We start from the raw sequence: 26,630 nt of genomic DNA, 5'->3' as shown, positions 1-26,630 counted from the left end.
GTTGCGCGGGTGCATCGAACGACGACCACCGCAGTGCTCCTGGCCACCGTGGCCGTCTCGGCCCTCTCCGGCTGTGTGACGGTACAGCGCCCGGCGTCACCCGCGCCGCCCCGCGACACGGCACCCTCACTGCCGACGGCGCCCCGGCCGGACGGCAGCGCGGAGCCCCGCGTGGTGCAGGCACCGGCCCAGGAGGCGCTGGAGATGACCGGCCCGTCCCACCATCCGAAGCACCCGGGACCGGCTACGCCGCAGCGCCGGGCGGAGGGGGCCCCGGTGCCGCATCGGCCCGCGGCCGCCCCTCCTGCTCCCCCGCGCCGGCGCGCCCGCCCCGAGCATCACCGGCGCTCGCACACGGCCGACCCGAACCTGCCGACCTCCGTCCCCGAGACCCCGGACGTGTGCGCCCTCGGCAGGAAGTACGGCGGCTGGCGCACCGACAGCCCGGAGTCGGTGATCTGCGACCGGGCTTACGGCCACTGACCGGGGGACGGCGCTACCAGCCACGACGGCGCGGCACCCCGCACGACGGCGCAGCGCGGCACGCTCTCAGGCGTCTTCCCCCAGCCGAAACTCCAGTCGGCCGATCGCGGCCCGCACCCCGTCACCGTATCCGTCGTCGGCCAAAGCACCGGCGGTCGCCCGCGCCCGGCGCAGCTGACTGCGGGCGGCGTCATCACGGCCCAGCTTCACATAATCGGCGGCAAGATTGAGATGCAGGCAGGGGAGAAAGCCCCGCACGCCCAGCGGAGCTCCCCGCTCCTCCGCCGCCGACAACGCCCTGAGATCCCAGGCGAGTTCGTCCTCCGGGTCGTCCTGGGTGTCCGCGAGATAGTGGGCGAGGGTGCAGCGGTGCAGCGGGTCGCCGGCCTCGCCGATCTCCGCCCACAGGTCCAGGAAGCGGCTGCGGGCCTCCTCGCGGTCGCCGCCGTGGTGGAGCATCACGACCTGCCCGATCCGCGTCAGCATGGGATCCAGTGCCGCCTGCTCCTGCCGCTCCGTCACCGCGTCCTCCGGGCCGTCGTCGGTTGTCCGCTCCGACGCTAACCGGCTCCGCGGGTTTTGCGGGTCAGGCGGCGCCGTTGTGCCGGGGGCCGGTGATGACCTGCGGGTCCGTAGCGGCTGGGCGCGTCCACGCGGCGCAGCCGCACATCACACACACCCCTGCACCCCCAGCGAGCTGCGGCGCCGTCGACTTCGAGGCGCCGCCCGCCCCGGGGCGGCCCTCACGCCAAGTTCGGGATGCGCCAGTCGATCGGCTCATGCCCCTGCGCGGCGATCGCCTCGTTGATCCGGGTGAACGGGCGGGAGCCGAAGAACTTCTTCGCGGACAGCGGTGAGGGGTGCGCGCCCTTGACCACCACATGCCGGGTCTCGTCGATCAGCGGCAGCTTCTTCTGCGCGTAGTTGCCCCACAGGACGAAGACCGCGGGGTCCGGCCGGGAGGCCACCGCGCGGATGACGGCGTCGGTGAACTTCTCCCAGCCCTTGCCCTTGTGCGAGTTCGCCTCCCCGCCCCGGACCGTGAGGACCGCGTTGAGCAGCAGCACGCCCTGTCGGGCCCACGGCATCAGATAGCCGTTGTCCGGGACCGGCAGGTCCAGCTCCTCCTTCATCTCCTTGTAGATGTTGCGGAGCGAGGGCGGGGTCTTCACCCCGGGGCGGACCGAGAAGCACAGACCGTGGCCCTGGCCCTCGCCGTGATACGGGTCCTGACCGAGGACGAGGACCTTGACCTGGTCGTACGGTGTCGCGTCCAGCGCGGCGAAGACCTCCTCGCGCGGCGGATAGACGGGGCCCTTCGCCCGCTCCTCCTCGACGAACTCGGTCAGCTCCTTGAAGTAGGGCTGCTGCAGCTCGTCGCCCAGAACCCCGCGCCAGGACTCGGGCAGCATGGCGATGTCGGTCACGTCAACGTCCTCACGATGTCGATCAATTACGGCGTGCGGTCACTTCCGTTCTCAGAACCTACAGGCGACCACTGACAATCGGTGCCGCGAGGGCCGTTCCCCGTACTCACCAGCTGGTCTTGCGGTGCAGCGTCCACATCATCATGATCGTCGACGGGTCGAGGGCCTGTTCGCCGCCGGAGATGTCGTCGCTCGCGGCGACGAACTGCCTCCCCTGCCACAGCGGGATCAGCCGGGCGTCGTTCACCATGATCTGCTGGGCCTGCTCCATGTCCTTGACCGTCTGGGCGCGGTCGCTCACCGCCCGCGAGTGGGGCAGCAACTGGCCGGTGATCTCCTTGGACGGGTAGGGCGTGCCGAGCGCGTTGTGCTCGCCGACGAACGGGGCGATGAAGTTGTCCGCGTCGGGGAAGTCCGGGAACCAGCCGCGGCCGAACACCGGGTACTCGCCCTTCTGGTAGCCGACCACATAGGTCTTCCAGGGGCGGCTCTTGAGCGTGATGGTGAACAGCCCGGAGGCCTCCAGCTGCCGCTTCAGCTCCTGGAACATCAGCGCCGTCTCGGAGCCGTAGCGGTCGGTGGTGTACCAGAGGGTGAGCGGGACGCGCTGGTGGATGCCCGCGTCGGAGAGGATCTTGCGGGCCTTGGGGACGCTCGGGTCGCCGTAGTCGTCGAAGAAGCCGGTGGCGTGTCCGGTCAGGCCCTTGGGGACCATCGAGTACAGCGGGTCGACCGTGTCCTTGTAGACCTTGTGCGCGATGGCGCCCCGGTCGACGATCTGGGCGACGGCCTTGCGTACGGCGGGCTCCTTGGCCCAGGGGTCCTTGGGGTTGAACACCAGATAGCTGATGTCGGTGCCCGCGCCGTCGACCAGCTGGAGGCTGGTGTCGTCGTGCTGCTGGAGGGCGAGGATGTCGTCGGCGGCGAGACCGCGGTAGGTGACGTCGATCTGCTTGTCACGCAGCGCCTTGACCATGCCGGCCGAGTCCTGGAAGTAGCGGATGGTCACCGCGTCGTTCTGCCGCTTGGCGAAGCCCTGGTAGTTCTCGTTGCGGACCAGGACGGCCTGCTGGTCGTCCTGGTACGACTGGAGCTTGTACGGCCCCGAGCCGTACACCTGGTCGTCCTTGCGCAGTGAGCGCGCGGGGTAGTCGTCCGGGTCGACGATCGACATGGCGGGGGTGGCCAGCACGAAGGGGAAGGTGGCGTCGGGCTGGTTGAGGTGGAAGACGACGTCGCGGTCGCCGAGCACCTGCACCCGGTCCAGGCTGCCGAGCAGTCCGGCGGGGCCGCCGGGGGCGTTGATCGTGCGGATGCGGTCGATGGAGTGCTTGACGGCCTGGGCGTTCAGCGGGTCGCCGTCGGCGAACTTCATGCCCGCGCGCAGCGTACAGCGGTAGGTGCGGCTGGTGGAGTCCGTGAAGGAGCAGCGCTGGGCGGCGTCGGGCTGGGGGGTGGTGGCACCGTTGGGGTAGGCGAGCAGTGTCTGGAAGATGTTGCGGTACAGCTCCCAGGAGCCGTCATAGGCGCCGGCGGGGTCCAGCGTGCTGGGGGCGCTGGTGGTGCCCACGACGATCGGCCCCTTGCTGTCGCCGTCACCGCCGGACAGCAGACTGCAGCCGGCCACCAGGGATATGGACGCGATCGCCGCGACTCTCCGCAGGAATCGGTTCCGGTTGAACACGCGCACGCTCCTCGATCTGCCATACCAAGGGTCGGCAGACCATACCGCAGCGTTCGGCGCTCTGAACCACCCCTGAAAAAGGGCTTCTTGATCGACTTCGTCATGACGACGTTGTCAGTCCGCTGTGCGGACTCCCTGCGGCCTCCCGGGCGCCGATCCGTCCGAAAATCGACGCCCGGGAGGTGGCTCACACCCCGGCGTTCAGGAAGATGCCGCCGTCCACGACGAGCGTCTGACCGGTGATCCAGTCGGACTGCTCGGAGGTGAGGAAGGCCGCGGCGCCGCCGATGTCGGAGGGCACGCCGAGCCGGCCGAGCGGGTAGGCGGCGGCCGCCTCCTCCTCGCGGTTCTCGTACAGGGCCTGCGCGAACTTGGTCTTGACCACGGCCGGGGCGATCGCGTTGACCCGCACCCGGGGCGCGAACTCGTGCGCCAGCTGCTGGGTCAGGTTGATCATCGCGGCCTTGCTGACGCCGTAGGCGCCGATGAACGGCGAGGGCGCGAGGCCAGCGATCGAGGCGATGTTGACGATCGCGCCGCCGTTGTCCTTCTGCCAGGCGTGCCAGGTCTTCTGGGCGAAGCCGAGCGCGGAGATCACATTGGTCTCGAAGACCTTGCGGGCCACGTCCAGGTCGAGGTCCGCGATGGGCCCGAAGACCGGGTTGGTGCCCGCGTTGTTGACCAGGAAGTCCAGGCGGCCGAAGGCCTCCATGGTGCGCTCGACGGCCTCGGCCTGGTGGGCCAGGTCGTGGGCCTTGCCGGCGACGGCGATGACCCGGTCCGAGCCGAGCTTCTCGACGGCCTCCTTCAGGGCGTCCTCGCCCCGGCCGGTGATGCACACGCGGTCGCCGCGGGCGACGAGGGCCTCGGCGACGCCGTAGCCGATGCCGCGGCTGGCGCCGGTGACCAGGGCGACCTTGCCCGACAGCTCGGGCAGTTCAGCGGAAGTCATGTACCTGTATCCCTTAGTTGAGCGGTCCGCCGGCGACGTACAGCACCTGGCCGGAGACGAAGCCGGCCGCCTCGCCGGTGAAGAAGGCGATGGCGTTGGCGATGTCCTCGGGCTCGCCGACGCGCTGCACCGGGATCTGGGTGGCGGCGGCCTTCTTGAAGTCGTCGAAGTCCATCTTGACGCGGTCGGCGGTGGCCTTGGTCATCTCGGTGGCGATGAAGCCGGGGGCGACGGCGTTGGCGGTGATGCCGAACTTGCCCAGCTCGATGGCGAGGGTCTTGGTGAAGCCCTGCAGGCCCGCCTTGGCGGCGGAGTAGTTGGCCTGGCCGCGGTTGCCGAGCGCCGAGGAGGAGGACAGGTTGACGATCCGGCCGAAGCCCGCGTCGACCATGTGCTTCTGCACGGCCTTGGTCATCAGGAAGGAGCCGCGCAGATGGACGTTCAGGACGGTGTCCCAGTCGGAGACGCTCATCTTGAACAGCAGGTTGTCGCGCAGCACGCCCGCGTTGTTGACGAGGATCGTCGGGGCGCCCAGCTCCTCGGCGATCCGGGCGACTGCCGCCTCGACCTGCGCCTCGTCGGAGACGTCCGCGCCGACGGCGATCGCCTTGCCGCCGGCGGCGGTGATCTTCTCGACGGTGTCCTTGCAGGCGGCCTCGTCGAGGTCGATCACGGCGACGGCGCGGCCCTCGGCGGCCAGCCGTACGGCAGTGGCGGCGCCGATGCCGCGCGCCGCGCCGGTGACTACCGCGACCCGCTGTTCAGTGGTGGACATTGCTGCTTCTCCTCGCCCTTGAGAGAACCTGTCAGGCCCTTCAGGGGCCTGGTGATGCGGTGAGCGACCGCTTAGTACCTTCAGCACAGGTGACGCTAGAAGCCCTGGCACCCGGTGTCAACGGCCCACCCTGCCGTTGTGATCCATTACCTCACGAGGAGGTCCAGCAAGCGCACCGTCTCGGCGGCCGGGTCGGTGGTGAGCCCGGTGTGCACGGGGCCGGGCTGGACGACGGTGGAACGGGGCGCGATCAGCCAGCGGAAGCGCCGCCCGGCGTCGTCCCGGGCCGCCTGCCCCGCCTCCTCGCCGCCCGCGCAGTGCCGCTCGACCGCGTCGAGCGCGGCCTGGATCCCGGCCACGTCGGCCCGCGGGTCGAGGGCGAGCAGCCGGGCCTCGTCGAGATGGGTACGGGCGCCGACATAGCCCTGCGCGCGGCTGTAGACGACCACGCCCGCGTTGATGCACTCGCCGCGCTCCACGCGCGGTACGACCCGCAGCAGCGCGTACTCGAACACGTCCCGGTCGCCGCCCTGGCCCGCCCGGGTGATGTGCCGCTCGGTGACATGGCCGGCCATGTGGATGTGGGTCTCGCTCACTTGGTCCCCTCGGTGCCGGTGATGCGCTCGTGGACTGCTCCCGCCCGCGTGAGCAGCGGTCGCGCGTAGGCCCGCCGCAGTTCGTCCGGGGTGTCGAAGCCCGGCTCGTCGGCGAGCCAGGCGTCGGGGATCTCGGCGGTGACCTCGGCGAGGAGGTCCTCGGTGACCCGGGGTGCCAGCTCCGCCGCGGCGGCGGTGACGTCCGGGGCGAAGCGGGCGAGGGCGTGGTCGCGAGCGTCGTAGGGGCGGGCCGCGGAGGCCTCGGCGGAGGGCCAGTTGTGGTGCCAGATCATCGTCGCGCCGTGGTCGATGAGCCACAGCTCTCCGCGGTGCACGAGGAGGTTGGGGTTGCGCCAGGAGCGGTCCACGTTGTTGATCAGCGCGTCGAACCAGACGATCCGGCCGGCCTCCTCGGGGCTCACCGGGAAGGCGAGCGGGTCGTAGCCGAGGGCCCCGGAGAGGAAGTCCATGCCGAGGTTGGTGCCGCCGCTGGACCTGAGCAGGTCCTGCACCTGATGCTCGGGCTCGCCGAGTCCGAGGACCGGGTCCAGCTGGACGGTGACCAGACGCGGCATCCGGAATCCGAGGCGGCGGGCGAGTTCGCCGCACACCACCTCGGCGACCAGCGTCTTGCGGCCCTGTCCGGCGCCGGTGAACTTCATGACGTACGTCCCGAAGTCGTCGGCCTCGACGAGCCCCGGCAGCGAGCCCCCCTCACGCAGCGGCGTGATGTAGCGGGTCGCGGTGACTTCCTTGAGCATCGCCCCAGGTTACTGGGACCGCCGCGGGTTGCCGGGGTGGGGCCGGGAGCAGATCGACGGCTGTGGCTCACGGCCGTCTCGTGCCCGGACGGCAAGGATCCGGGTGCCCGTCTGAACGGGTGGCGCCCGAGCGCCGTACCCCTGGGCGGATCACGAGAAGCTCCGTGGAAGGGAACGCCACATGACCAGCGCATCGCCCCAGCCGGCCACCGGACCCGCCCGCCGTACCGTTGTGGCGGCGGCCGGAGCGGCGGGGCTCGCCGCCGCGCTGACCGCCTGCGGTTCGGGCGACAACTCGGCGGACAAGGCCGATACCGGCTCCGGTTCCGCCGGCACGGCAGGCACGGCAGGCTCCACCGGGACCGCGGGCAGCACCGGCTCCACGGGAGCCTCGCAGAACGGCGGCGGCTCCACCGGCGGCATCGCGCTCGCCAAGACCTCCGACATCCCCGAGGGCGGCGGCAAGGTCTTCAAGGACCGGGGTGTCGTGGTCACCCAGCCGGCAGCGGGCCAGTACAAGGCGTTCTCGTCCAAGTGCACCCACCAGGGGTGTGCCGTGGGCAGCGTGGCGAACGGCGTGATCGTGTGCCCGTGTCACAACAGTCACTTCTCCGCCGAGGACGGCAGTGTGAAGAAGGGTCCCGCGACGCAGCCGCTGCCCGCGGCGAAGATCACCGTCTCCGGCGACGAGATCAAGCTGGCCTGAGCCTTCTCAGGCCCGCCCGCGCGGCCGTCCGAGGCAACCGAGCACCTCGTCGGTGGTGGAGACCGTGGCGATGAGCGCGAGAGTGTGCCGGATCATCGCGGGCGTGTAGTCGGCGGGCACCCCCGCGATGGCATCGGCCGGGACGACGACGGTGTAGCCGAGGTTGACCGCGTCGAACACCGCGTTGGGTATCGCCACGTTGGCGGAGACACCGCTGACGATCAGCGTGCGGCAGCCGAGATTGCGCAGCAGGGCGTCGGCCTCGGTGCCGTGGATCGGGGACAGGCCGTGCAGCCGGCGTACGACGAGATCCTCCTCGGTGACCTCGATGGGCGGCGCCACGCGCACCGCCGTACTGCCGCTCAACTGCTGCACGGGAAGCCGTTCGGCGGCCCGGAACAGCCGGGCGTTGCGGCTCGCGCCCCGGCCGTCCGGGCGGCGCTCGGCGACTGCGTGGACGACCTGGACACCGGTCTCGTGGGCGGCGGCGACGAGCCGGGCCACCTGGCGCAGCGCGCCCGAGGAGCGGGCCTCGCGGGCGAGTTCGGGCAGCGCGCTGCCGGGTCCGACGACCCCCTGCTGGCACTCCACGGTGAGCAGGACGGTGTGCACGGGGTCGAGGAGTTGGCCGAGCTGCTCGTGCGACGGCATGGCACGCCCCTTTTGAAGACGACCCTTCTCTTTTCTGACGTGATGTCAGAGGATCTCCGGGACACGATAGTTCTCTGGCACGACGTGGGAGAAGAGGGGGGCCAATGACCGTCACTCAGCAGCGCCGGGGCCGGAAGATCATGATGACACCCGGCGAGCTGGACGCGTTCCTCACCAGTCAGCGCACCTGCCGGGTCGCGACCGTCTCGGCGGACGGCACTCCGCATGTCAGCGCGCTCTGGTTCGCCTGGGACGGCACCTCGCTGTGGCTGTACTCGGTGGTGCGCAGCCGGCGCTGGGCACAGCTGCGCCGCGATCCGCGGGTGGCCGTGGTGATCGACTCCGGCGAGGAGTACGACCAGCTGCGCGGGGTCGAGCTGTCCGGCCGGGTGGAGTTCGTGGGCGAGGTGCCGCGCACCGGGGAGCTGTGCGCCGAACTCGACACGGCCGAGACGCTGTTCGCGCGGAAGAACTTCGGCCTGGACGAGATGCCGCACGACGGCCGGCACGCCTGGGCCCGGCTGACCCCGGAGGAGATCGTCTCCTGGGACTTCCGGAAGCTGGGCGGGGCGTAGGGCTCAGCCCAGTTCCTGCGCGGCGGTGCGCAGGGCCCCGACCGCGGCCCGGATCGAGGGGCGGCGGTCGGCGTCCGCCCGCCAGACCACGTACACATGCCGGCGCACCCGCTGCCTGAGCGGTACCAGGACCACACCGTCCGGGACCGGGTGACGGCCCAGCAGCGGCGCGATGCACACACCCAACCCCGAAGCGACGAGGCTGAGTTGGGTGTGGGTCTCGCCGGCGCGGTGGCCGACGATCGGCTCGATGCCCTTGGACCGCAGCGTGAACATCAGCCACTCGTGACAGAACTGGCCCTCGCCCCAGGTGATCCACTCGTCCTCGGCGAACTCGGTGAGGTCCACCTCGTCCCGGTCGGCGAGCCGGTGCCCGAGGGGCATGGCGACATCGGCCGGGTCGTCCAGCAGGGGCGCCTTGACCAGGCCGTCGGGCACGGGCATCGGCTTGTTGTACCAGTCCAGGACCACCGCGAGATCCAGATCGCCGCGGACGACGCCGGCGATGCCCGGCTCCGGTTCCAGCTCGCTGGAGCGCACGCGCAGCCCGGGATGCTCGGCCCGCAGCGCGCCGAGCGCGGCCGGGAAGAGCCCGCGGGCGGCGGTCGGGAACGCCGACAGCCGTAGCTCGCCGACGACCTGCCCGCGGTGCGCCTCCAGGTCGGACTCGGCCAGTTCGACCTGCGACAGGATGCGCGCCGCGTGCTCCGACAGCAGCCGGCCGGCGTCCGTGAGCCGCACGCCCCGGCCGTTCCTGGCGAGGAGCTGCTGGCCGATCTCGCGCTCCAGCTTGCCCAGTTGCTGGGAGACGGCGGACGTCGTGACGTGCAGCGCGTCCGCCGCCGCACTGACCGAGCCGTGCCGGGCGAGGGCGTCGAGGGTGCGCAGGCGCTCCAGGTTCAACATGTAAGTGATTCTAAGAGATGTCTCGTGGAAAATCTCGATTGTGCTACGAGGTTGCTTGCACCATCGTTGAGGTCATGAGCACGGTCACCACAACCCGCACCCAGTCCCCCGCCCCCGTCCGTCCCCGCGCCCGCCTCGACTGGCGGCTGCGCTTCGGCGCACTGTCCCTGATCTGGGGTTTCAGCTTTCTGTTGATCAAGGTGGGCACGGAGGGATACGCGCCTTTCCAGGTCACACTCGGGCGCCTCGTGTTCGGTACGGCGGTACTGGCGGCGGCGATGGCGGCCAAGCGGGAGCGGCTTCCGCGCGGGGCCCGGCTGTGGGGCCACATGGCGGTCGCCGCGTTCCTCCTGAACGCCCTGCCGTTCTCCCTCTTCGCCTACTCGGAGCTGACGATTCCGTCCACGCTTGCCGGTATCTGCAACGCGACGTCGCCCCTGTGGGGGATGGCCCTGTCGCTGGTCGCGCTCTCCGAGGACCGGCCGACCCGGGTCCGCGTGGCCGGACTCGGACTGGGGTTCCTGGGCGTTCTGACGGTGCTGGGTGTGTGGCAGGGCTTCCACGGGCTGGACGCCACGGGTACGGCCATGGCACTGCTGGCGTCGCTGAGCTACCCGGTGGGCTGGATCTACGTCCGGCGGACGCTGGCGGGGACGGGTAACTCCCATCTGTCGATGACGGGGGCGCAGCTGTTGTTGGCGACGCTTCAACTGGCCGTTGTCACGCCGGTGTTCGCCGGTTTCCCGACGCATGTCTCCCTGGTGCCGTTGCTGGCGGTCGCCGCGCTGGGGGCGCTGGGCACCGGGCTGGCGGTGCTGATCCAGTACGGCTTGGTCGCGGAGGTCGGTCCGACGACCGCGCAGATGGTCACGTACTTCATTCCGGTCGTCGCCACGGGAGCGGGCGTTGCGATCCTCGGGGAGTCGCTGCGGTGGACCACGCCGGTGGGGGCCGTGATCGTTCTTGCGGGGGCCGCGCTTACTCAGGTGCGGGCCAAGAAGGGCGCCTGATCACGGCCGACACGATGACGTCGATCCGTTCACGGCTTCACAGGGGCGGAGAATCGCCCTCGGGGAGGCGCGAGATCCGGTAGCTGTCGCCGTAGATCGATTCGTAGGTGATCTCAACGGCGAGCCGGTGTCTGACCAAGTGCCAGAGATCCTCGTGTCGCTGGGGGTCGTAATGCTCGACGTGGAGCAGGAAGCGTGAGGTACCTGCTGGTATCACCCAGGGGCGTCGCGTCATGCCCATACCTGCGGGACGCTCCCGGACGGCGTTGCGGATGGTCTCCAGCGCCTCTCCGCCCCAGCTTCCGAGGTGGACGCCGTCGAGCCATACGTTCGAGCGGGTGACGAATGCGGGCCCCAGACCATGATTGGCCAGGCTGATGCCGGTCTGCCCGCCCAGGCGCCGTTGTGTCCAGATCTCCAGGACAGGGGCAACGGAGTGGCGGTTGTGCTGCCGGGCGACACGGCCCTGCTGGATCGACACACCGAATGAGGCGGTGGCGATGACAGTCGCGCATATGGCGGTCACAGTGTCGGCATCCATGCGGCAACCCCTCCCCCCACAGAGACTGCCGGCGGCCGTGTACGGTTCCCGCCGGGTTGGCGGGACCAGTCCCCCCGCGACGCCCACCCCTAGGTCCTGTCGCCATCGGGCAGGCGGGAATTTGACGACAGGGCCTAGCCGTAGACCCGTGCTGGAGAGGGACGTACCGCCGCCGCCACCGCCTCCGCCAGGGGGCCGATGTCCTTCTCCGTGAGCGTCGAGATCGTGATCCGGATCGCCGGGCCGCTGTTCAGGCGGAATCGGGCGCCCGGGGCGACCCCCCAGCCCCGCTGGACGAGACGGGCCACCGCGCCCGTCTCGTCGGGGACCGGAACCCATACGTTCATGCCGCTCCGCCCATGCGAGGCAACCCCACGCTCTGCCAGTGCCCCGACGAGCGCGTCCCGCCGGGCCCCGTACGCCTTCGCCACCGCCGTCCGGTCCACTGCGCCCTGGGTCCAGAGCCGGACGACGGTCCGCTGCAGCAGCAGGCTCACCCAGCCGGGGCCCAGGCGTTGACGGCCCCGCACGCGGTCGATGGTGACCGGGTCGCCGGCGAGGACGGCCACGCGCAGGTCGGGGCCGTAGGCCTTGGAGGCGGAGCGGACGACGGCCCAGTGGCGGGTGGTGCCCGCGAGGGGATGCAGCGGAAGGCCGACGATGCCGTGGCCGTGGTCGTCCTCGATCAGCAGGGTCTGCGGGTGCTCGCGCAGGACCGCGCGCAGGGCACGCGCGCGTGCGGCGGTCACCGACGCGCCGGTCGGGTTCTGTGCGCGGTCGGTGACGATCAGGGCGCGGGCCCCGGACTCCAGGGCGCGCCGCAGGTCGTCGGGGCTCGGTCCGTCGTCGTCCACGCCCACGGGGACCGTGCGCAGCCCCAGGGCGGGGACCAGGTCGAGGACACTGCCCCAGCCGGGGTCCTCGACGGCGACCGCGTCGCCCGGTTTGAGGTGGGCGGCGAGGACGCGCTCGATGGCGTCGAGGGAGCCGGAGGTCACGGTCAGCGGGCCGTCGGGGACGCCGTCGGCGTCGAGTTCGGCGCGGGCGACGCGGACGAGGTCCGGGTCGACCGGATCGTCGCCGTAGAGGACGGGCCGCCGGTCGCCCTCCTCGGCCGCCGCGGCCAGGGCCGGGGCGAGGCGGGGCAGCAGGGCCGGGTCGGGGTTGCCGGCGGCCAGGTCACGGCCTCCGGCGGGGACCTCCACGCGCAGTTCCTCGCGGCCCGTGGTGGCCGGCTTGGGCCGGATGCGGCTGCCCCGACGGCCGGACGTCTCGATCACTCCGCGTTCACGCAGGGTGCGGTAGGCCGCCGCGACGGTGTTCGGGTTCACTCCTAGCCGGGTCGCCAACTCCCGCAGGGGAGGAAGGGGTTGACCCGGCCGCAGCTCACCGGCGCCGACCGCGCGCTCGACGCTGGCCGCGATCTCTGCCGCACCGCGCCCTTCGATGGGATACTCTCCTAGCACAAAGAACATTATGCACTAGTGCAATACAGATCGCCAATGCTCGCCATTGCTCGCCTTGGAGGGACCGTCATGCAGGGGACGACCGAGGAAACCCAGGCCGCCGCCTACACCCCGACCCACCGCACCGTGCCCACCCGCTCCGCGGACCGGGCGTCGTACGACAAGGAACTGGTGCACGCGATACTCGACGAGGGGTACGTGTGCCACCTGGGCTTCGTCCGCGACGGGGCACCGGTGGTGCTGCCGACGCTGTACGGACGGGTCGGGGAGCGGCTCTATGTGCACGGGTCCACCGGTTCCCGTCCGCTGCGGATGACCGGCGAGGCCGACCCGGGTCTGCCGGTGTGCCTGACCGTCACCCACGTGGACGGGCTGGTGCTGGCCCGCTCCGCCTTCCATCACTCCATCAACTACCGCTCCGTGGTGGTGCACGGCGTCGCGCGCCAGGTCACCGACCCCGAGGAGCGGCGGGTGGCCTTGGACGCGCTGGTGGACCACGTCGTGCCGGGCCGCGCCGCCGACTCCCGGCCCGCGAACAAGAAGGAGCTGGCCGCCACCGCGGTGATCCGCCTGGATCTGGACGAGGTCTCGGCCAAGGTCCGCACCGGCGGCGCGAACGACGAGCCGGACGACCTCGCGCTGCCGCACTGGGCCGGCGTCGTCCCGCTCCGCAAGGGCTACGACGCGCCGGTGCCCAACGCCGACCTGGCGGCCGGCGTCGAGCTGCCGGACTATCTGAAGGCGCGGTAGACCCGGACAGGACTTACGCCGGGGCCGACTCCCGGCCACCGCCCCCGCGGGCCTCGCTCACCGCGAGGCCCGCGACCGCGCCGAGCAGGAGCAGGATGCCGGCCGCGGTGGTCGCCGTGAGCCGCTCGCCGAGCAGGACGACGGCGAGCACGGCCGCGGTCACCGGTTCCAGCAACATGATCACGGAGACGGTGGCGGACCGTACGACGGCCGCTCCGGCGAAGTAGAGCGCGTACGCGAGAGCCGTGGGCACCGCGGCGATGTACACCACCAGCCACAGCAGCCGGGCCGGGTGGGCGGTGTGCGGGAGCAGGCCCTCGTGCAGCGCGAACGGCAGCAGGCACAGGCCGGTCACCGCGAAGGCCCCCACGGTGGTGCCGGACGCGTCGGCGCCGCCGCCCCTCCCCCACCAGCGCGTCAGCAGGGTCATGGCGCCGTAGCCCGCGGCCGAGGCGAGCGCGAGGAGCACACCCGCGGGCCGCACGGTCGCGGCCGAGCCGCCGAAGGTCAGGACGGCCAGCCCGGCGAGCGCCCCGGCGACGGCCGACGCCCCGCCGGCACCGAGCCGTTCCCCGAGCAGCAGCCGGGCGCCGAGCGCGATGAGCACGGGGCCCGCGCCGAGGGTGACGACGGTGGCCACGGCCAGTCCGGTCGACTTCACGGCGGCGAAGTAGGCGGTCTGGAACACGGCCAGACCGAGGCCCGTGGCGAGGACCTTGCCGGCCCTGCGGAGCAGGGGTTCGGTGGTGGCGGGACGGAGGCGCGGGCGCAGTCCGCGTCCGGCGAGCAGCAGGACGAGGCCGAGCGCGCAGCGCCAGAAGGACAGTCCGAGGGCGCCCATGTCGCTGGTCCGGTAGACCAGGGAGGCGGCGGCGCCGGCGGTGCCCCAGGCGGCACCGGTGGTGATCAGGTAGAGCAGGCCGCGCCCGACGGGCAGGCCGGAAGCAGGGTTCGACGTCATAGACGAATTCGTCGTCAAGGGATTCTCTCCGCAGAAACGCACCAGGGGTGCGGAAGTTCGAGGGCGACCCGCTGGAGCGGGACGCGCGGACTTCATCTGCGGGCAGCACCGTCCGGCCCGGCGCACAGGCGCAGGGCTGGTGTCCCGGAGGCCCGCCTCAGGCGGCCGGGGGCGGAAGGACGAGCGTGGACGGCATGACCGGCACTTTATGCGGCCGTGCCACGGGCCGACAGTTCGCGTTCGGCTCCGCCCGTGGCCACCGGCTCGGCGGAACCCCTGGCCGGGGTGGACGACTGGGCGATGAACGCGCCGAGCAGGACGACCGCCCCGCCGGCGACCTGCGGCGCCGACAGGTGCTCACCGAGCAGCACCCAGGCCAGCACGGTCGCGATGACCGCTTCCAGACAGGCGACGACACCGGCGACCTGCGGGGACAGCCGCCGTACCGACAGCACACCGGTGGCGTACGCGACGACGGTGGCGATCAGCACGATCCAGCCGAGCAGGGCGAGGGCCGGTACGGCGGTGCCGTTCATGTCGGCGGAGCCGGTGAGCACCGACCAGCGCATGCTCCAGGGGCGGGCGACGACCGTCAGGACGAGGGCGCCGACGAGCAGGCCGTGGGCGATGACGCCGAGCGGGTCCGGTGCCTCGTCACCCGCGTCGCTGCCCTGGTCGGCCAGGACGAAGTAGCCGACCTGGCAGCAGGCGGCGCCGAGGGCGAGCAGCAGTCCGAGGGCGTCGAAGCTCAGCCCCGACCAGACCTCCACCACACAGGCGAGACCGCCGGCGGCGAGAACGACGCCGAGCGCGGCGGCGCGGGTGACGGGCCGCCGCTGCACGAACCGCACCCAGCCGAGCACCAGCGCGGGAGCCAGGTACTCGATGAGCAGCGCCACACCCACCGGGATCCGGGAGAGCGCGGCGAAGTAGCAGGCCTGGACCCCGGCGACGGCGAGCAGTCCGAACCCGGCGAGCAGCGCGGGGCGGCGGCGCAGCAGCGCGCGGTGCCGTACGGCGAGCGGCAGCATGACGAGGGCGGCGCCGGCCACCCGCAGCCAGACCACGTCGAGCGGGTCGAGTCCCGCCTCGATCAGCGGTTTGGCGGCCACTCCGGACCCGCCGAAGGCGACCGCCGAGGCGAGTGCGAGACCGAGCCCGACGCCCTTGCCGCGGCTGCCCTGACTGCTGTCTGATCTATGCACCGGCACATGATGACAGGCGGCGACATGAGCGTCATCCCCGTTGACACCTGTCTCAGGGGCTGGACGTGCGGGGGCCTCAGCGGGCAGAACCTCCGTCGCCGGCGTACTGCCCTGCGCCGGCGTCGAGCCGGGTGTTCAGGTCACGGATGCCTGCCCGCTCCAAGACCTCGACGGCCCGGGAGGCGGGGTCCGCGGTGAGGGTGGCGAGGAGGTCGATGCCGTGGACGCGGGGCTCGCCGCGCAGCCGGGCGCGGTCGCGCGCGCCGGCCAGTGCGGCGGCCGCGGCGGGCGACCAGCCGGCGGTGTCCCTCGGGTCCCGGGCGCCGCGGACGGCCTCGGCGGGGACGACGGCGAGCGCGCCTGAGTCCTCCACGCTGCCCTGCCAGCGCAGTCCGTAGCCGATGCTGCGCTGCACGAGATAGCCGAGCAGCCGGGCGAGCTGCGGCGGCCCGCCGACGGCGGCACGCACCTCGGGGTCGTGTTCCAGCAGGGAGTGCAGCAGATGGGCGGTGTCGGTCTGCCGGTCGCCGTCCCGGACGGCCCTCCGGCGGGCACCGGCGACCACCGCTGCCAGCTCGCCGCCGAGCACGGCATCGTCGTCCGTGTGCGCAGCCGCCTCGTCATGGGCGGTCCGGCGAGCTGTACGGGGTTGCACAACCTCTACCCCATCAGCCTCAACGGGCCGAGTCATCCACGAGCGGGACCATCTTTGCGTCCCACACAGAGTGGACATCGCCGGTCGGGATCTCCTCCTCAGGGAGGAGATCCGGCCGATCCGCGGTCGATGGCGACCAGGACGTGTACCGGGTCCGCGCACCGGATGACTTCCCGGCCCTTCTGACGGTTCATCAGTATTGAATGTTCGCGCCCTTGCGGCTACGTTCCGCGACACCGTAGCCCGCTACGCCCGATCCGAAGGGGTGGTCGCATGGCCGAAGTCAGCGCGGAGGCACGCATCGAGGCACCGGCCGAGAAGGTGTGGACCCGGCTCACCGACTGGTCGTCGTACGGAGAGTGGAACGCCACCCACACCAGCTTCCCCGAGGGCGGGCCGGAAACGCCGGCCGTGGGCGGGACGTTCCAGGAGAACATGAAGCTGATGGGGTTCCCGGCCGAGGTCGACTGGACCATCGAGGAGCTGGAACCGGCACGGGTGTTCGCCATCCGGGGCAAGGGCCCGATGGCGGTGACGGTCGCCACCCGCTACACCCTCACCCCCGACGGCGACGCCACGAACGTCCGTATCGACGGCGAGTTCACCGGCGCCGCGGTGTCGCTGATGGCGGGCAAACTGAAGGACTCGGCGACGGCCGCGCTGAACGAGTCGCTGCGCAAGCTGGCCGGCCTGGTCGCCTGAGCCCCGGCGGGCCGGGCGTGCGAAGGCGCCCCGCGCGGATCACCGCGCGGGGCGCCTTTCCCGCCCGCGAGCCTCAGTGCTCGTCGGCGAGGATCAGATACAGCTTCTTGCGTGCCTCGTTGATGACGGCCAGCGCCTTCTCACGCTGCTCCTTGCTGCCGGTCTTCCAGACCTGCCCGAAGGCCTCCATCAGGCCGAAGCCGGCCTGGCGGATCTCACCGAGCGCCTCCCAGTCGACCCCGCGCGAGGCCTCCTCCCAGGGGGCGTCCGGGCCCTCGTCGGCCACGACGCGCCCGTCCTCGGTGAGGGCGAACAGCTTCTTGCCGCCCTCGCTCTCGCTGGCGATCAGACCCTCGTCCTCCAGCAGCTGGAGCGTGGGGTAGACCGAGCCGGGGCTGGGTTTCCAGGCGCCGCCGCTGCGTTCGGCGATCTCCTGGATCATTTCGTAGCCGTGCATGGGACGGTCCTTGAGCAGGGCCAGGATCGAGGCCCGTACGTCCCCGCGCCGCGCCCGCCCCCTCGGGCCACCGCGCCCCCGGGGCCCCCAGGGGCCGGGCCCGAATCCGGGCCCGCCGGGACCGAATCCCGGACCACCCGGCCCGAAGGGCCCGAAGGCGGCCCGCCGCCCGTCGAAGCCACCCATACCGCGCAGGCCGTGGCCCTCGTGCCGATGTCCACGCTCGAATCCGTGGGTACGCATCGCGATCACTCCATTCAATCGATGATCTGTCACGTCTGCATCGCGTATCGCTCGCGATGCTTCAACGATATATCGGTACCGGTCGCATGACAAGACCCTTCCTGCGGCGGGTGAGCGTTGCCGCTGATCCATCCGGACCAGGCATCTGCCCCGTCTGCGACGGCCCGATGTTCTCGGCAGCACGCCGGACATGCTCAGACCGATGCCGCCAGCGAGCACGTCGTCAACAGCACAGGCAGCCTCCCGCGCCCCCCTTCTCCACCGCCGGTGACATCGCCGACACCACAGCACGCACCACCACCCCAGCCACCCGAACCAGCCCCCACGGCATCAACGAGACCCTGCGAGACCTGCGGAGAACCGCTACCAGCAGGGCCCTGCCAGCAACAACGCCGGACCTGCTCACAGCGCTGCCGCCAGAAGGCATACCGGCGGCGGAAGGCACAGCTGGCCTCCGCCTAAGCTGGCGCGGTGACTGATGAGCAGGAGCGGGTGCAGCCGTCGGGAGTGTGGGCCACGGCGGTGGGGGTGGCCAGGGTGCGGGCGCTGGAGACCGAGCGGGAGGACGCGCTGTTCCGCGACCCACTGGCACAGGCCTTCGCCACCGCCGGCGGCCTATGGCCCTCCTCGCCGCCGCTGCCCGATGACGAGGCCGCGCGCCGCCGCCGGCTGGCTGTGTCGTTCTCCATCGTCATCAGGACGAAGTTCCTCGACGACCTGCTGCAGCAGGCCTCCGCGTCCGGGGTCCGGCAGGTCGTGCTGCTCGGCGCCGGCATGGACAGCCGGGCCTTCCGGATGGACTGGCCCGAAGGCACCCGGCTGTTCGAGGTCGACACCGCCGCGCCACTGGCCTTCAAGGCTTCGGTGCTGCGCCAGGAGCGGGCCGTCGCACGCTGCGAGCGGATCACCGTCGCGGTGGATCTGCGTGAGGACTGGCCAGCCGCGCTGGCCGCCGCAGGGCACGACCCGGCGGTGCCGACCGCGTGGATCGCCGAAGGACTGCTGATCTATCTGCCCGAGGACGCGGTGGAGCTACTGCTGGCCCGGATCAGCGCGCAGTCGGCGGCAGGCAGTCGGATGGGGCTGACATTGGGCTCGCGCGGCGTGATCGAGCGCTTCGGCGCGGACGCCGAGCCGGGATCGGCGGCGTCCATGTGGGTCTCGGAGATGCCCGACGACCCGGTGGGCTGGCTGGCCGGGCACGGCTGGGAGGCCGACAGCCACACCCTGCGCGAGCGCGCTGCCGCCTACGGCCGCCCGATCAACACCCCTCCGCAGCGCGAGGAGCGGCCCGGCGGACTGATCTCGGCGGTCCGCCGGTAGAGCGCCTCCAGGCGGTCAAACTTCAGTGGCAATCGGTCAAGGTTCACTGTCACAGACAGTGGGGTCCGCCTCGGCGTTACGTCCGGTCCGCCGCCCGCAAAGGGCAGCCGGTGCCGACGCGGGAGGTCAGGTCCGCGCGGAGGGCGGTCAGTTCGGCCATGCGCGTGTCGATGACGCGGATCTTGTCCTCGAACAGGGCGGACAGCGCCTCGGCACTGTCCGGGGCAGCACGGAGTTCCTCGCCGTGGCGGGCGATCTCGGCCAAGGTGAAGCCGAGCGCCTGAGCGGTGCGGACGTATCGCAGCCAGGTCACGGTCTCCGGCGGGAAGTCGCGGTAGCCGTTGGGCAGGCGGTCGCCGTCGAGCAGGCCGATCCGCTCGTAGAAGCGAAGGGTGTCCTTCGACAGCCCCGTACGCGCGGCCAGTTCTCCGATGCGCATGACTCCCCCGCCACCAGGTCGACTTGACCTTGGAGCGTACTCCGCTGTTTAGCGTGGGCGGCGCCCCAGCGAGCCTTCCCGAGGAGCCCCCGATGTCCCCTGCAACCCCTGCCTATCTGCGCCTCGTCCGGACGAGCGGCTGGTACGACCTGATCGTCACGGCCGGTTTCGCGACCCCGTGGACGTACGCACTGGTGCACCGCCTGCTGTCGGCCGGGGGCGACGCGGCCGGTCTCGGCACCATGCCTGCCCTCACCCCCATGCAGACCCTGTACGCCAACCTGATGGGCTCGGTCGTCGTGGTCTGGTCCGTCCTGCGCGTCGTACGCCCGCTCCCCCTGCACGGCCTCCTCGACGGCACCGCACGCGTCCTGTTCTCCCTGTGGCAGGCGTACGCCCTGGCGCACGGAGGGCCCGGGGTGTTGTGGCCGTTCCTCGTGCTGGAGGCCTCGTTCGGCATCGCCCAACTCGCCCCATGGGCGCGGGCGCGCACCGCCGGTGTGCCGGAAAGGTACCAGGACTCGTGAATTGGCCTTGGGCCGGCGCCCGTCGAAGCCGCTAGCGTCGGCAGCATGCGCATGCGAATCGTGGACGCCTTCACCGACCGCCCCTTCGCCGGCAACCCGGCCGGAGTCCTGCTCCTGGACGACGTCTTCCCGGACGACGACTGGCTCCAGAACGTCGCCATGGAGATCAACCACGCCGAGACGGCGTTCGCCCACCGGCTGCCCGAGGGCGGCGAGGCGGACTGGGCGCTGCGCTGGTTCACGCCTGTGGCCGAGGTCGCGATGTGCGGGCACGCCACCCTCGCCACGGCCCATGTCCTGCACACCACCGGCGCCCACGCGGGCCGGGTACGGTTCGCGACGCGCAGCGGCGTGCTCATCGCCATGCCCGCCGCGGACGGCTCGATCACCCTCGACTTCCCGACGGCCCCGCTCACCCCGGCCGAGGTCCCGGCCGGGGTCGCCGAGGCGCTCGGCGCGCAGCCGGTCGCGGCCTTCGACACCGGTCCGAACATCGGCGACCTGCTGGTGGAGCTGGCCGACGAGAAGACGGTCCTCGGCCTCGCACCGGACCACAAGTCCCTCGGTGCCTACTCCGCGCGCGGCATCATCGCCACCGCCCGCGCCGACGACGCCTCCCGCGGCTACGACTTCGTCTCCCGCTGCTTCTTCCCGAACGTCGGCATCGACGAGGACCCGGTCACCGGCAGCGCCCACACCGCGCTCGCCCCGCACTGGTCCGCGCGCCTCGGCCGGAACGACCTCACCGGGCTGCAGGCCTCCCGCCGCACCGGCCTGGTCCGCACCGGCCTGCGCGGCGACCGCACCCTGCTCACCGGCCGCGCGGTCACGGTCATCGAGGGCGACCTACACGCCTGAGCGGGCGCCGCGCCGCAGGCCGGTGGATCATGGGCGGCGGCTGCCTGCGCCACCGGCCCGGCCGGCCCTCAGGCCGTGGGCAGCCAGCCGACCTTGCCCGCGAGAAGGGCGTAGCCGACGAACGCGCCGATGTCGAGCAGGGAGTGCGCGACGACCAGCGGGCCGACCCTCCCCCAGCGGCGGTACAGGTACACGAACACCACGCCCATGACCATGTTGCCGAGGAAGCCGCCGATGCCCTGGTAGAGGTGGTACGAGCCGCGCAGCACCGCGCTGGCGACCAGGGCCGTCCCGGGGGTCCAGCCCAACCGGCCCAGCCTGCGCAGCAGATAGCCGACGACGATCACCTCTTCGAGGATCGCGTTCTGCAGGGCGGACAGGATCAGCACCGGGTACTTCCACCACACGTCCGGCAGCGCCTCGGGGACGACCGTGAGGTTGAAACCGAGGCCGCGGGCGGCCAGGTAGAACGCGATGCCGGTGCTGCCGATCACGGCCGCGATGCCCGCGCCCCGTGCCAGGTCGGGCCAGGGGCGGGTGCGGTCGAAGCCGAGGGTGCGCAGGCTGCCGCCCTCGCGCATCAGCAGGTGGGCGACCAGGGCGACGGGGACCAGCGCGGTGGCGATGCCGAACAGCTGCCAGGCGAGGTCCAGCCAGGGGCGGCCGGGCGCGGCCGAGGCGTTGAGGGTGGCCGCCTGGTCCTTCAGGCCGCCCGGCTTGGTGACCGAGCCGATGAAACTGATCAGCGCGGAGACCCCGCTCGCTCCCAGCGAGAGTCCCAGGACGAGCAGCGTCTCGTCCCGCAGGACCCGCCGCCGGTCGCGCTCCCGCACCCCCGGGTCAGCCACCGAGTCAGCCTCCACCTGCACCCCTGCCTCCAGCCGGCTCATGGGCCGCGCGGCCCACCTCTGCCCGGCAAGGATCGCAGAAGGAGAGGTGCGGACAGCGAACGGGCCGCACACGAGCGCAACCCGCACATGTCACTCACGCCTCCCCGCCCACACCCCACGTGGCCACACCGCCCGCAGCCCGCGCACCTCGTGGCCCCGCCCCTCATCACGTGGCCGTCTGCGCGGCGCTCACCCGCTCACGGCCCCGTCGTCAGCCCAAGGCCACCGCCTCCGGCAATCCCACCGGCCACGTATGCACCGGCTCTCCCACGTGCATCAGCTCGGCATACCTCCGCGTCGTGGCGGCCAGCGCCGCATCTCGGGTCAGCCCCTGCTCCAGTGCCCGATGGAAGGTGGCCGCCTGCCAGGACGCCCCGTTCACCCGGCGCCGGCAGCGCTCCTCGATGACGCCCAGGTAGAGATCACGGTCGGCCGCTTCCACGCCCCACCCGTCCAGCCCGGCCGAGGCCAGCGGCAGCAGCTCGTCGCGGACCAGGGTGACCGCGTCGACCTCGCCCGTGCCGCCGTAGCGTCCCCGCCGGGGCCATACGAACCGCGCGTCGATGCCGTACCGGCACGCCGCGTCGAAGTTGGCCTCGGCCGCGGCGAAGGGCAGCCGGGTCCACACCGGCCGGGACTCCTCGGCCAGGGCGCGCACCAGGCCGTAGTAGAAGGCCGCGTTGGCGATCACGTCGGTGATGGTCGGCCCGGCCGGCAGCACCCGGTTCTCCACTCGGAGGTGCGGGACGCCGTCGGCGATGCCGTACACCGGGCGGTTCCAGCGGTAGATCGTGCCGTTGTGCAGCACCAGTTCGGCGAGTCGCGGTGTGCCGCCCGCCTCGACGACGTCCAGCGGCTCCTCGTCGTCGCAGATCGGCAGCAGGGCGGGGAAATAGCGCAGGTTCTCCTCGAACAGGTCGTACGCCGAGCTGATCCAGCGCTCACCGAACCAGGTGCGCGGCCGTACGCCCTGCGCCTGGAGTTCGGGCGGGCGGGTGTCGGTGGACTGCAGGAACAGCGGGGGCCGGGACTCGCGCCACAGCTCGTGACCGAACAGGAACGGCGAGTTGGCACCCACGGCGATCTGCGCGGCGCTCGCGGCCTGCGCCGCGTTCCACACGTCGGCGAACCGGGCCGGGGTGACCTGCAGGTGCAGCTGCAGGGAGGTGCAGGCGGCCTCGGGGACGATCGACTTGGACGTGCAGACGAGGTGTTCCACCCCCTCGATGTCGAGCCGGAAGTCCTCGCCGCGCGCCGCCACGATCTGCTCGTTGAGCAGGGTGTAGCGGTCGACCTCGGAGAGGTTGGAGGAGACCAGGTCGTCGCGGTCGAGAGTGGGCAGGATGCCGATCATGACGATGCCCGCGTCCACCTCGCCGGCCTTGCGGTCGGCATAGGCGAGCGAGGTGCGCAGCTCCTCGGCGAGCCGGTCGAATACCCGGCCGCCCAAACGGTGTGGTGCGATGTTGACTTCGAGGTTGAACATGGCGAGCTCTGTTTGGAAATCGCGGCTCGCGATGCGCTCCAGTACCTGCCCGTTCAACATTTTCGGCATACCGTCGGGCCCGGCGAGATTCAATTCGATCTCGACGCCCATGAGGTTCTTGGGACGGTCGAATCGCTTCTCGCGCAGGAGTCGCTCCAGTCCCGTCAGGCACTTCTGGAGCTTTTCGCGGTAGCGCTGGCGATCGGACAGGTCGAACTGCCCTGCCACGACCTTCTCCCCCATCGAAGTGTCCCTCCTCGGATGGGCGGGCCGGCGATCCGGCCGCCGGGCTCCCGGGTCAGGGGGGATGATGCCCAGCGGAAGCGATCGATAACGTCCCGCGCGGGCCCGGCGCCCGCTAGTCTTTCGGAATGTTCCCCGCGGCACATTCACGGGGCATGCCGCAGCGTGCACTCTCGGGTGCCCGCAACGCCTCGTGAAAAACGCCGATGCCATTCGGCCGACCGTTACCGGCGCGTATGCCGTGGTCAGCGACGGCAGGCGGGCGGAAAATCGGGAGGAGTCCCGCAAATCTGCGGCGCATTACTGCCTTGCGGAGCTTCCGGAAATGGGATAGATGAAACAACGGCCGAACACGCGTCGTATAAACTTCGCCCACAAGGCAGAAGGGTGACACCCTCGGTCCTGGTTTCCTGCCGTGTTCAGGCCGTCCCACGACGGGCGGCAGGCCGAGCCGCACCCTTGTTCACCGACCCGGGCCTCACCCCTTCCGGCCTTGCGTGAGCAGACAGCGCCGTCCGCCCCACCCCTCCTCCTCGCGCCGTCGCGCCTGTCGTATGAGAGAGGCGACCCACATGCCGCTGCACGTGCCCCCTGCCCCCGCGCCTGCCCTGCGTTCCGTCCTGACCGCCCTGGGTTCTCCCACCGCGGTCCGTGAGGCCCGTACCCCCTCCCTGCGTGCCGCGCAGGGCCCGACGACACCCGAACTCCCGCTGCCGGTACATGTGCTGGACCGGATCACCGCCCAGGGTCTGTCCGCGACCCGGCTGGCCGGCTGGCGCTTCCTGATCCGCTGCGGTGACCGGGCGGTGGCTGCGGCGGAGACCATGCTCACGCCCGACGGCTGGGCCTTCTCGCACTTCTTCGAGGGCCCTTACGTCGCCTCGACCGAGCGCGCCCTGCACCAGGCCGAGGCGCTGCAACAGCCGTACCAGGCACGGCTGTTGTCCGTGCCCGGCCTGTACATGCTCACCCTGTGGCTGCACGGCGACCTGACCGCCGACGGAGCCGAGGGGCACCCGGGGGGCACCGATCTGCTCGTCCCGCTGGCGCCCGCCCCGCCCGGCATACCGGCGCACCGGCCGTTCCGGGTCACCGAGTTGCTGCCGGTGCTGACTCATCGCGCGACTCCCCTTCCCCTGCTCGGGCCGCCCGTGCTCGACTCGCCCGCCGCCTGACGCACGTCCGCGTACCCCGCCGCCCGGAAGGGAAGCGGGGTACGACCATGTCAGCGGGTCTGGTCTGCATGGACTAGCCCTATCCGGCCACTGAGAACCACCCGAAGTGACAGTGCACTTCGACTGAACCGTCCGGCCGGGTGACGCGTCATGAACCTGTGAGAAGCGGTGCTGCGAAATCCCTGCGGAATGCCGCCCAGAGGGCAACACTGGGTTCCGACCGACTTATCACCACGGGGGGACGGCCATGACCACGACAGAGCGAGAGATCCCACCCATGTGCCAGCACCAGCCACCGTGTCCACCAGCCGAGTCCGCCGACCGGGAGTCCGCCCGTCTCGTGGCGCACCACCCGGAGCAGGGATGGAGTCTGCTGTGCAACGGCGTCCTGCTCTTCGAGGACACCGGTGAGCTGCTGCCCGACGGCAGGATCATCGCTCCGCACCGTCCGCTCGGTGCGGAGCAGGTGATGACCGCCGCCTGAGCGGAGCGAGAGCGAGAGCGACCTGAGGGGCCGGCCCGCACACATTCTGTGCGCACCGGCCCCGACCTGTGTCCGGGGGCAGCTACAGAGAGGCGCGGGGGGAGCGCAAGGTGTCGTGCAGGACGTCGTGGGCGCCGTGATGGGGTACGGCGCGAGTACGAGCGCGGCCCCGCCCTCGACGAGCAGCAGCACGGTCTCCGAATGTTTCGGCTGCGGCGCCGAATCCCAACACGAGGAAGGTCGGTCGACGAGGCAGGTTTCAGCCGCCCGGAGAACATCCTCTGCCCGGCTGGTCGAATCGCCGGTACGGGAGTGGGATGGAAGAAGGCAACGGCCTTGCAGGGCGGGCACGTCCGCGCACGAGACCTCGGCGTCGCCCGCGAGGAACGGTGGAGCGATGTCCGGTTACGACGCCTCGGCGACCGCGCGGGTGGTGGTCGGTGTGAGCGGGTCCCTGGGCAGCGTCACGGCCCTGCGGCGGGCCGCCGCGCTGGCCCGCCGGCTGGGAGCCGAACTGTGGCCGGTGCTGGCATGGGAACCGCCGGGCGGTGATTCCGCCGCGCGCCGCTCCCCCGCCGCCGGCCTGCTGGTCGACGACTGGCAGCGGCTGGCCGGACAGCGGCTGGCCTCCGTACTCGAGGAGATCTTCGGCGGGGACACACCGGGTGTGCCGATGCACGCCGTCATCGTCCGTGGCGCCCCGGGCCCGGCACTGGTGGCGACCGCGAACCGGGAGAACGACGTCCTGGTCGTGGGCGCCGGTCGACGCGGCCTGCAACGCGCCTTCTCGGGCCGGGTCTCCCGGCACTGCCTGGCGCACGCGGTCTGCCCGGTGCTGGCGGTGCCCCCGTCCCCGCTGGAGTCGCAGTTGCTCGCCGTCCACCGGCGCAACACCTGGCATCTGCGCATGGACATCCGGGGCCTGTGAAGGCGCCACCGGGGACAGCGCCGGACGGCGGGCGCTGGCGTCGCGTCAAAAAGGGCCCGACGGCCATCAGGACACCGTCAAGGTGCGCTACGGACCCGCTGCACCGGGGCCGGCCGTGTCTACCGTCTGAGACATGAGGCACCACAACGGCACGTATCCCCGGCTCACGGGCTCCTACCCGACCGGCACCGCCGGCGTGGTGGACGACCGGGACTGGGAAGCGGACGTGCGCACGTCGTTCCGCTGCGCCGGTGTCCTGCTCGGCCTGCTGCTGTTCGTCGACTGGGCGGCCGGCTCCCTCACCTGGTGGCGCGGTGCCCTGTGGCTGGCCGTCGCGCTGCTGCTGCTCCTCGTCCTGTTGCCGGTACGGGTCTCGGCCGGTGCGGGCTGGCTGGCCACCCGCCGTCTGCTGCGCACCCGCCGGGTCCGCACGGATCTGCTGATCGCTGCGCGCCCGCTGGAGGGTGTGTCCCAGCGACTGGTCCTGCGGGACGCCCTCGGCAACCGGGTCGAGATCGACCCCGAGGTGCTGATCCGCAATCCCGGTCTGTGGTACCTGCTCGCCGAGGGCGCCCGGGTGTCCGAGGCGGCGGGCACCCTGCTGTGCGGCACGACCGCCCTGCACCACCTCGCCCGCCGCATCGACCGCGAGACGGCCCTGGGTGTGTTCCGCGCCTCCGGCTTGGAGTGAGGTGGTGCGCCGGCCCAGGCGATGACACTCGGTGGCCGGCCCGGCCCCGCGGTGCGGTCCGTTACCCCGGACGGCCGATG

31 protein-coding genes are annotated in these 26,630 nt (G+C 71.6%); 13 read left to right on the top strand and 18 right to left on the bottom strand.

Features of this window, described 5'->3' with window-relative positions:
- Positions 1-9: 9 nt before the first annotated feature.
- Positions 10-483: a hypothetical protein gene (locus ABZ624_RS11215; RefSeq protein WP_360085361.1), complete on the top strand. Its 474-nt coding sequence runs from the start codon at positions 10-12 to the stop codon at positions 481-483.
- 66 nt (positions 484-549) lie between these two features.
- Here ABZ624_RS11215 and ABZ624_RS11210 read toward each other — a convergent pair whose 3' ends face one another.
- The 7 genes from ABZ624_RS11210 to ABZ624_RS11180 all read right to left on the bottom strand — a co-directional run bounded on the left by ABZ624_RS11210 (position 550) and on the right by ABZ624_RS11180 (position 6,678).
- Entirely contained in the window at positions 550-1,005 is a 456-nt protein-coding gene (locus tag ABZ624_RS11210) for a hypothetical protein (protein WP_360085358.1), read from the bottom strand.
- Positions 1,006-1,226: 221 nt separating this feature from the next.
- Positions 1,227-1,910, bottom strand: a complete 684-nt coding sequence (locus ABZ624_RS11205) for a uracil-DNA glycosylase (RefSeq protein ID WP_360085355.1) — start codon at positions 1,908-1,910, stop codon at positions 1,227-1,229.
- Between the two features lie 106 nt (positions 1,911-2,016).
- Positions 2,017-3,594, bottom strand: coding sequence for an ABC transporter substrate-binding protein (locus tag ABZ624_RS11200; RefSeq protein WP_360085352.1), 1,578 nt, complete (start codon positions 3,592-3,594; stop codon positions 2,017-2,019).
- Between the two features lie 187 nt (positions 3,595-3,781).
- Positions 3,782-4,546, bottom strand: coding sequence for an SDR family oxidoreductase (locus ABZ624_RS11195; protein ID WP_360085349.1), 765 nt, complete (start codon positions 4,544-4,546; stop codon positions 3,782-3,784).
- A 13-nt stretch (positions 4,547-4,559) separates the two neighbouring features.
- Positions 4,560-5,321 (bottom strand): 3-oxoacyl-ACP reductase FabG, encoded by a 762-nt coding sequence (gene fabG, locus ABZ624_RS11190; RefSeq protein WP_360085346.1) that lies wholly within the window; start codon positions 5,319-5,321, stop codon positions 4,560-4,562.
- A 146-nt stretch (positions 5,322-5,467) separates the two neighbouring features.
- On the bottom strand, positions 5,468-5,917 hold the full coding sequence (locus ABZ624_RS11185) for a DUF3037 domain-containing protein (RefSeq protein ID WP_360085343.1): 450 nt from the start codon (positions 5,915-5,917) through the stop codon (positions 5,468-5,470).
- Positions 5,914-6,678, bottom strand: coding sequence for a HipA family kinase (locus ABZ624_RS11180; protein WP_360085340.1), 765 nt, complete (start codon positions 6,676-6,678; stop codon positions 5,914-5,916). The genes ABZ624_RS11185 and ABZ624_RS11180 overlap by 4 nt, the downstream gene beginning before the upstream one ends.
- 181 nt (positions 6,679-6,859) lie before the next feature.
- Here ABZ624_RS11180 and ABZ624_RS11175 point away from each other — a divergent pair, with 181 nt between their 5' ends.
- Positions 6,860-7,384, top strand: a complete 525-nt coding sequence (locus tag ABZ624_RS11175) for a Rieske (2Fe-2S) protein (protein WP_360085337.1) — start codon at positions 6,860-6,862, stop codon at positions 7,382-7,384.
- A 6-nt stretch (positions 7,385-7,390) separates the two neighbouring features.
- Here ABZ624_RS11175 and ABZ624_RS11170 read toward each other — a convergent pair whose 3' ends face one another.
- Positions 7,391-8,035 carry a cysteine hydrolase gene (locus ABZ624_RS11170; protein WP_360085334.1) on the bottom strand — a complete coding sequence of 215 codons (645 nt, stop codon included), beginning with the start codon at positions 8,033-8,035 and terminating at the stop codon, positions 7,391-7,393.
- A gap of 104 nt (positions 8,036-8,139) precedes the next feature.
- Between ABZ624_RS11170 and ABZ624_RS11165 the strand changes: the two genes are divergently transcribed.
- Positions 8,140-8,610 carry a pyridoxamine 5'-phosphate oxidase family protein gene (locus ABZ624_RS11165; RefSeq protein WP_360085331.1) on the top strand — a complete coding sequence of 157 codons (471 nt, stop codon included), beginning with the start codon at positions 8,140-8,142 and terminating at the stop codon, positions 8,608-8,610.
- Positions 8,611-8,613: 3 nt separating this feature from the next.
- Here the strand turns inward: ABZ624_RS11165 and ABZ624_RS11160 are convergent, their stop codons facing one another.
- Entirely contained in the window at positions 8,614-9,516 is a 903-nt protein-coding gene (locus ABZ624_RS11160; protein ID WP_360085328.1) for a LysR family transcriptional regulator, read from the bottom strand.
- 74 nt (positions 9,517-9,590) lie between these two features.
- Here ABZ624_RS11160 and ABZ624_RS11155 point away from each other — a divergent pair, with 74 nt between their 5' ends.
- On the top strand, positions 9,591-10,526 hold the full coding sequence (locus ABZ624_RS11155; protein WP_360085325.1) for a DMT family transporter: 936 nt from the start codon (positions 9,591-9,593) through the stop codon (positions 10,524-10,526).
- 37 nt (positions 10,527-10,563) lie between these two features.
- On the opposite strand, the gene ABZ624_RS11150 is transcribed toward ABZ624_RS11155, so the two are convergent.
- Positions 10,564-11,067, bottom strand: a complete 504-nt coding sequence (locus ABZ624_RS11150; protein ID WP_360085322.1) for a hypothetical protein — start codon at positions 11,065-11,067, stop codon at positions 10,564-10,566.
- A 134-nt stretch (positions 11,068-11,201) separates the two neighbouring features.
- Positions 11,202-12,533 (bottom strand): aminotransferase class I/II-fold pyridoxal phosphate-dependent enzyme, encoded by a 1,332-nt coding sequence (locus ABZ624_RS11145; protein WP_360085319.1) that lies wholly within the window; start codon positions 12,531-12,533, stop codon positions 11,202-11,204.
- 69 nt (positions 12,534-12,602) lie between these two features.
- Here ABZ624_RS11145 and ABZ624_RS11140 point away from each other — a divergent pair, with 69 nt between their 5' ends.
- Complete coding sequence (locus ABZ624_RS11140) at positions 12,603-13,283, top strand: pyridoxamine 5'-phosphate oxidase family protein (protein WP_360085316.1); 681 nt, start codon at positions 12,603-12,605, stop codon at positions 13,281-13,283.
- Positions 13,284-13,296: 13 nt separating this feature from the next.
- Here ABZ624_RS11140 and ABZ624_RS11135 read toward each other — a convergent pair whose 3' ends face one another.
- The 3 genes from ABZ624_RS11135 to ABZ624_RS11125 form a co-directional block, all read right to left on the bottom strand.
- Positions 13,297-14,244: an EamA family transporter gene (locus ABZ624_RS11135; RefSeq protein ID WP_360085313.1), complete on the bottom strand. Its 948-nt coding sequence runs from the start codon at positions 14,242-14,244 to the stop codon at positions 13,297-13,299.
- 206 nt (positions 14,245-14,450) lie between these two features.
- Positions 14,451-15,455 carry an EamA family transporter gene (locus tag ABZ624_RS11130; RefSeq protein ID WP_360085310.1) on the bottom strand — a complete coding sequence of 335 codons (1,005 nt, stop codon included), beginning with the start codon at positions 15,453-15,455 and terminating at the stop codon, positions 14,451-14,453.
- Between the two features lie 70 nt (positions 15,456-15,525).
- The gene (locus ABZ624_RS11125) at positions 15,526-16,104 is read right to left on the bottom strand and encodes a Clp protease N-terminal domain-containing protein (protein WP_360085307.1); all 579 of its coding nucleotides are present in this window, start codon (positions 16,102-16,104) and stop codon (positions 15,526-15,528) included.
- A gap of 273 nt (positions 16,105-16,377) precedes the next feature.
- Between ABZ624_RS11125 and ABZ624_RS11120 the strand changes: the two genes are divergently transcribed.
- On the top strand, positions 16,378-16,806 hold the full coding sequence (locus ABZ624_RS11120) for an SRPBCC family protein (RefSeq protein WP_360085304.1): 429 nt from the start codon (positions 16,378-16,380) through the stop codon (positions 16,804-16,806).
- 73 nt (positions 16,807-16,879) lie between these two features.
- On the opposite strand, the gene ABZ624_RS11115 is transcribed toward ABZ624_RS11120, so the two are convergent.
- A complete protein-coding gene (locus tag ABZ624_RS11115; protein WP_360085301.1) occupies positions 16,880-17,506 on the bottom strand; it encodes a PadR family transcriptional regulator in 627 nt (208 codons plus the stop codon).
- A gap of 471 nt (positions 17,507-17,977) precedes the next feature.
- On the opposite strand from ABZ624_RS11115, the gene ABZ624_RS11110 reads away from it, so the two are divergent.
- The gene (locus ABZ624_RS11110; RefSeq protein WP_360085298.1) at positions 17,978-18,829 is read left to right on the top strand and encodes a class I SAM-dependent methyltransferase; all 852 of its coding nucleotides are present in this window, start codon (positions 17,978-17,980) and stop codon (positions 18,827-18,829) included.
- Between the two features lie 76 nt (positions 18,830-18,905).
- Here the strand turns inward: ABZ624_RS11110 and ABZ624_RS11105 are convergent, their stop codons facing one another.
- Positions 18,906-19,268, bottom strand: coding sequence for a MerR family transcriptional regulator (locus ABZ624_RS11105; RefSeq protein WP_360085295.1), 363 nt, complete (start codon positions 19,266-19,268; stop codon positions 18,906-18,908).
- Between the two features lie 92 nt (positions 19,269-19,360).
- Between ABZ624_RS11105 and ABZ624_RS11100 the strand changes: the two genes are divergently transcribed.
- On the top strand, positions 19,361-19,795 hold the full coding sequence (locus tag ABZ624_RS11100; protein WP_360085292.1) for a hypothetical protein: 435 nt from the start codon (positions 19,361-19,363) through the stop codon (positions 19,793-19,795).
- A 45-nt stretch (positions 19,796-19,840) separates the two neighbouring features.
- Positions 19,841-20,653: a PhzF family phenazine biosynthesis protein gene (locus tag ABZ624_RS11095; protein WP_360085289.1), complete on the top strand. Its 813-nt coding sequence runs from the start codon at positions 19,841-19,843 to the stop codon at positions 20,651-20,653.
- A gap of 68 nt (positions 20,654-20,721) precedes the next feature.
- Here the strand turns inward: ABZ624_RS11095 and ABZ624_RS11090 are convergent, their stop codons facing one another.
- Together ABZ624_RS11090 and ABZ624_RS11085 are read right to left on the bottom strand one after the other, a co-directional pair.
- Positions 20,722-21,522: a type II CAAX endopeptidase family protein gene (locus ABZ624_RS11090; RefSeq protein WP_360086034.1), complete on the bottom strand. Its 801-nt coding sequence runs from the start codon at positions 21,520-21,522 to the stop codon at positions 20,722-20,724.
- 232 nt (positions 21,523-21,754) lie between these two features.
- Complete coding sequence (locus tag ABZ624_RS11085) at positions 21,755-23,272, bottom strand: glutamate--cysteine ligase (RefSeq protein WP_360085286.1); 1,518 nt, start codon at positions 23,270-23,272, stop codon at positions 21,755-21,757.
- A 572-nt stretch (positions 23,273-23,844) separates the two neighbouring features.
- Here ABZ624_RS11085 and ABZ624_RS11080 point away from each other — a divergent pair.
- The 4 genes from ABZ624_RS11080 (at position 23,845) to ABZ624_RS11065 (ending at position 26,550) form a co-directional block, all read left to right on the top strand.
- On the top strand, positions 23,845-24,447 hold the full coding sequence (locus tag ABZ624_RS11080) for a hypothetical protein (RefSeq protein WP_360085283.1): 603 nt from the start codon (positions 23,845-23,847) through the stop codon (positions 24,445-24,447).
- Between the two features lie 277 nt (positions 24,448-24,724).
- Positions 24,725-24,931: a DUF5999 family protein gene (locus ABZ624_RS11075; protein ID WP_030603474.1), complete on the top strand. Its 207-nt coding sequence runs from the start codon at positions 24,725-24,727 to the stop codon at positions 24,929-24,931.
- Positions 24,932-25,328: 397 nt separating this feature from the next.
- A complete protein-coding gene (locus tag ABZ624_RS11070) occupies positions 25,329-25,859 on the top strand; it encodes a universal stress protein (RefSeq protein WP_360085281.1) in 531 nt (176 codons plus the stop codon).
- Positions 25,860-25,992: 133 nt separating this feature from the next.
- Positions 25,993-26,550: a hypothetical protein gene (locus ABZ624_RS11065; protein ID WP_360085278.1), complete on the top strand. Its 558-nt coding sequence runs from the start codon at positions 25,993-25,995 to the stop codon at positions 26,548-26,550.
- The last annotated feature ends 80 nt before the right edge of the window (positions 26,551-26,630 follow it).

It is taken from the genome of Streptomyces sp. NPDC007205 (genome assembly GCF_040634095.1).
Lineage (GTDB): Bacteria > Actinomycetota > Actinomycetes > Streptomycetales > Streptomycetaceae > Streptomyces.
This window is presented reverse-complemented; position numbering and strand designations above follow the sequence as displayed.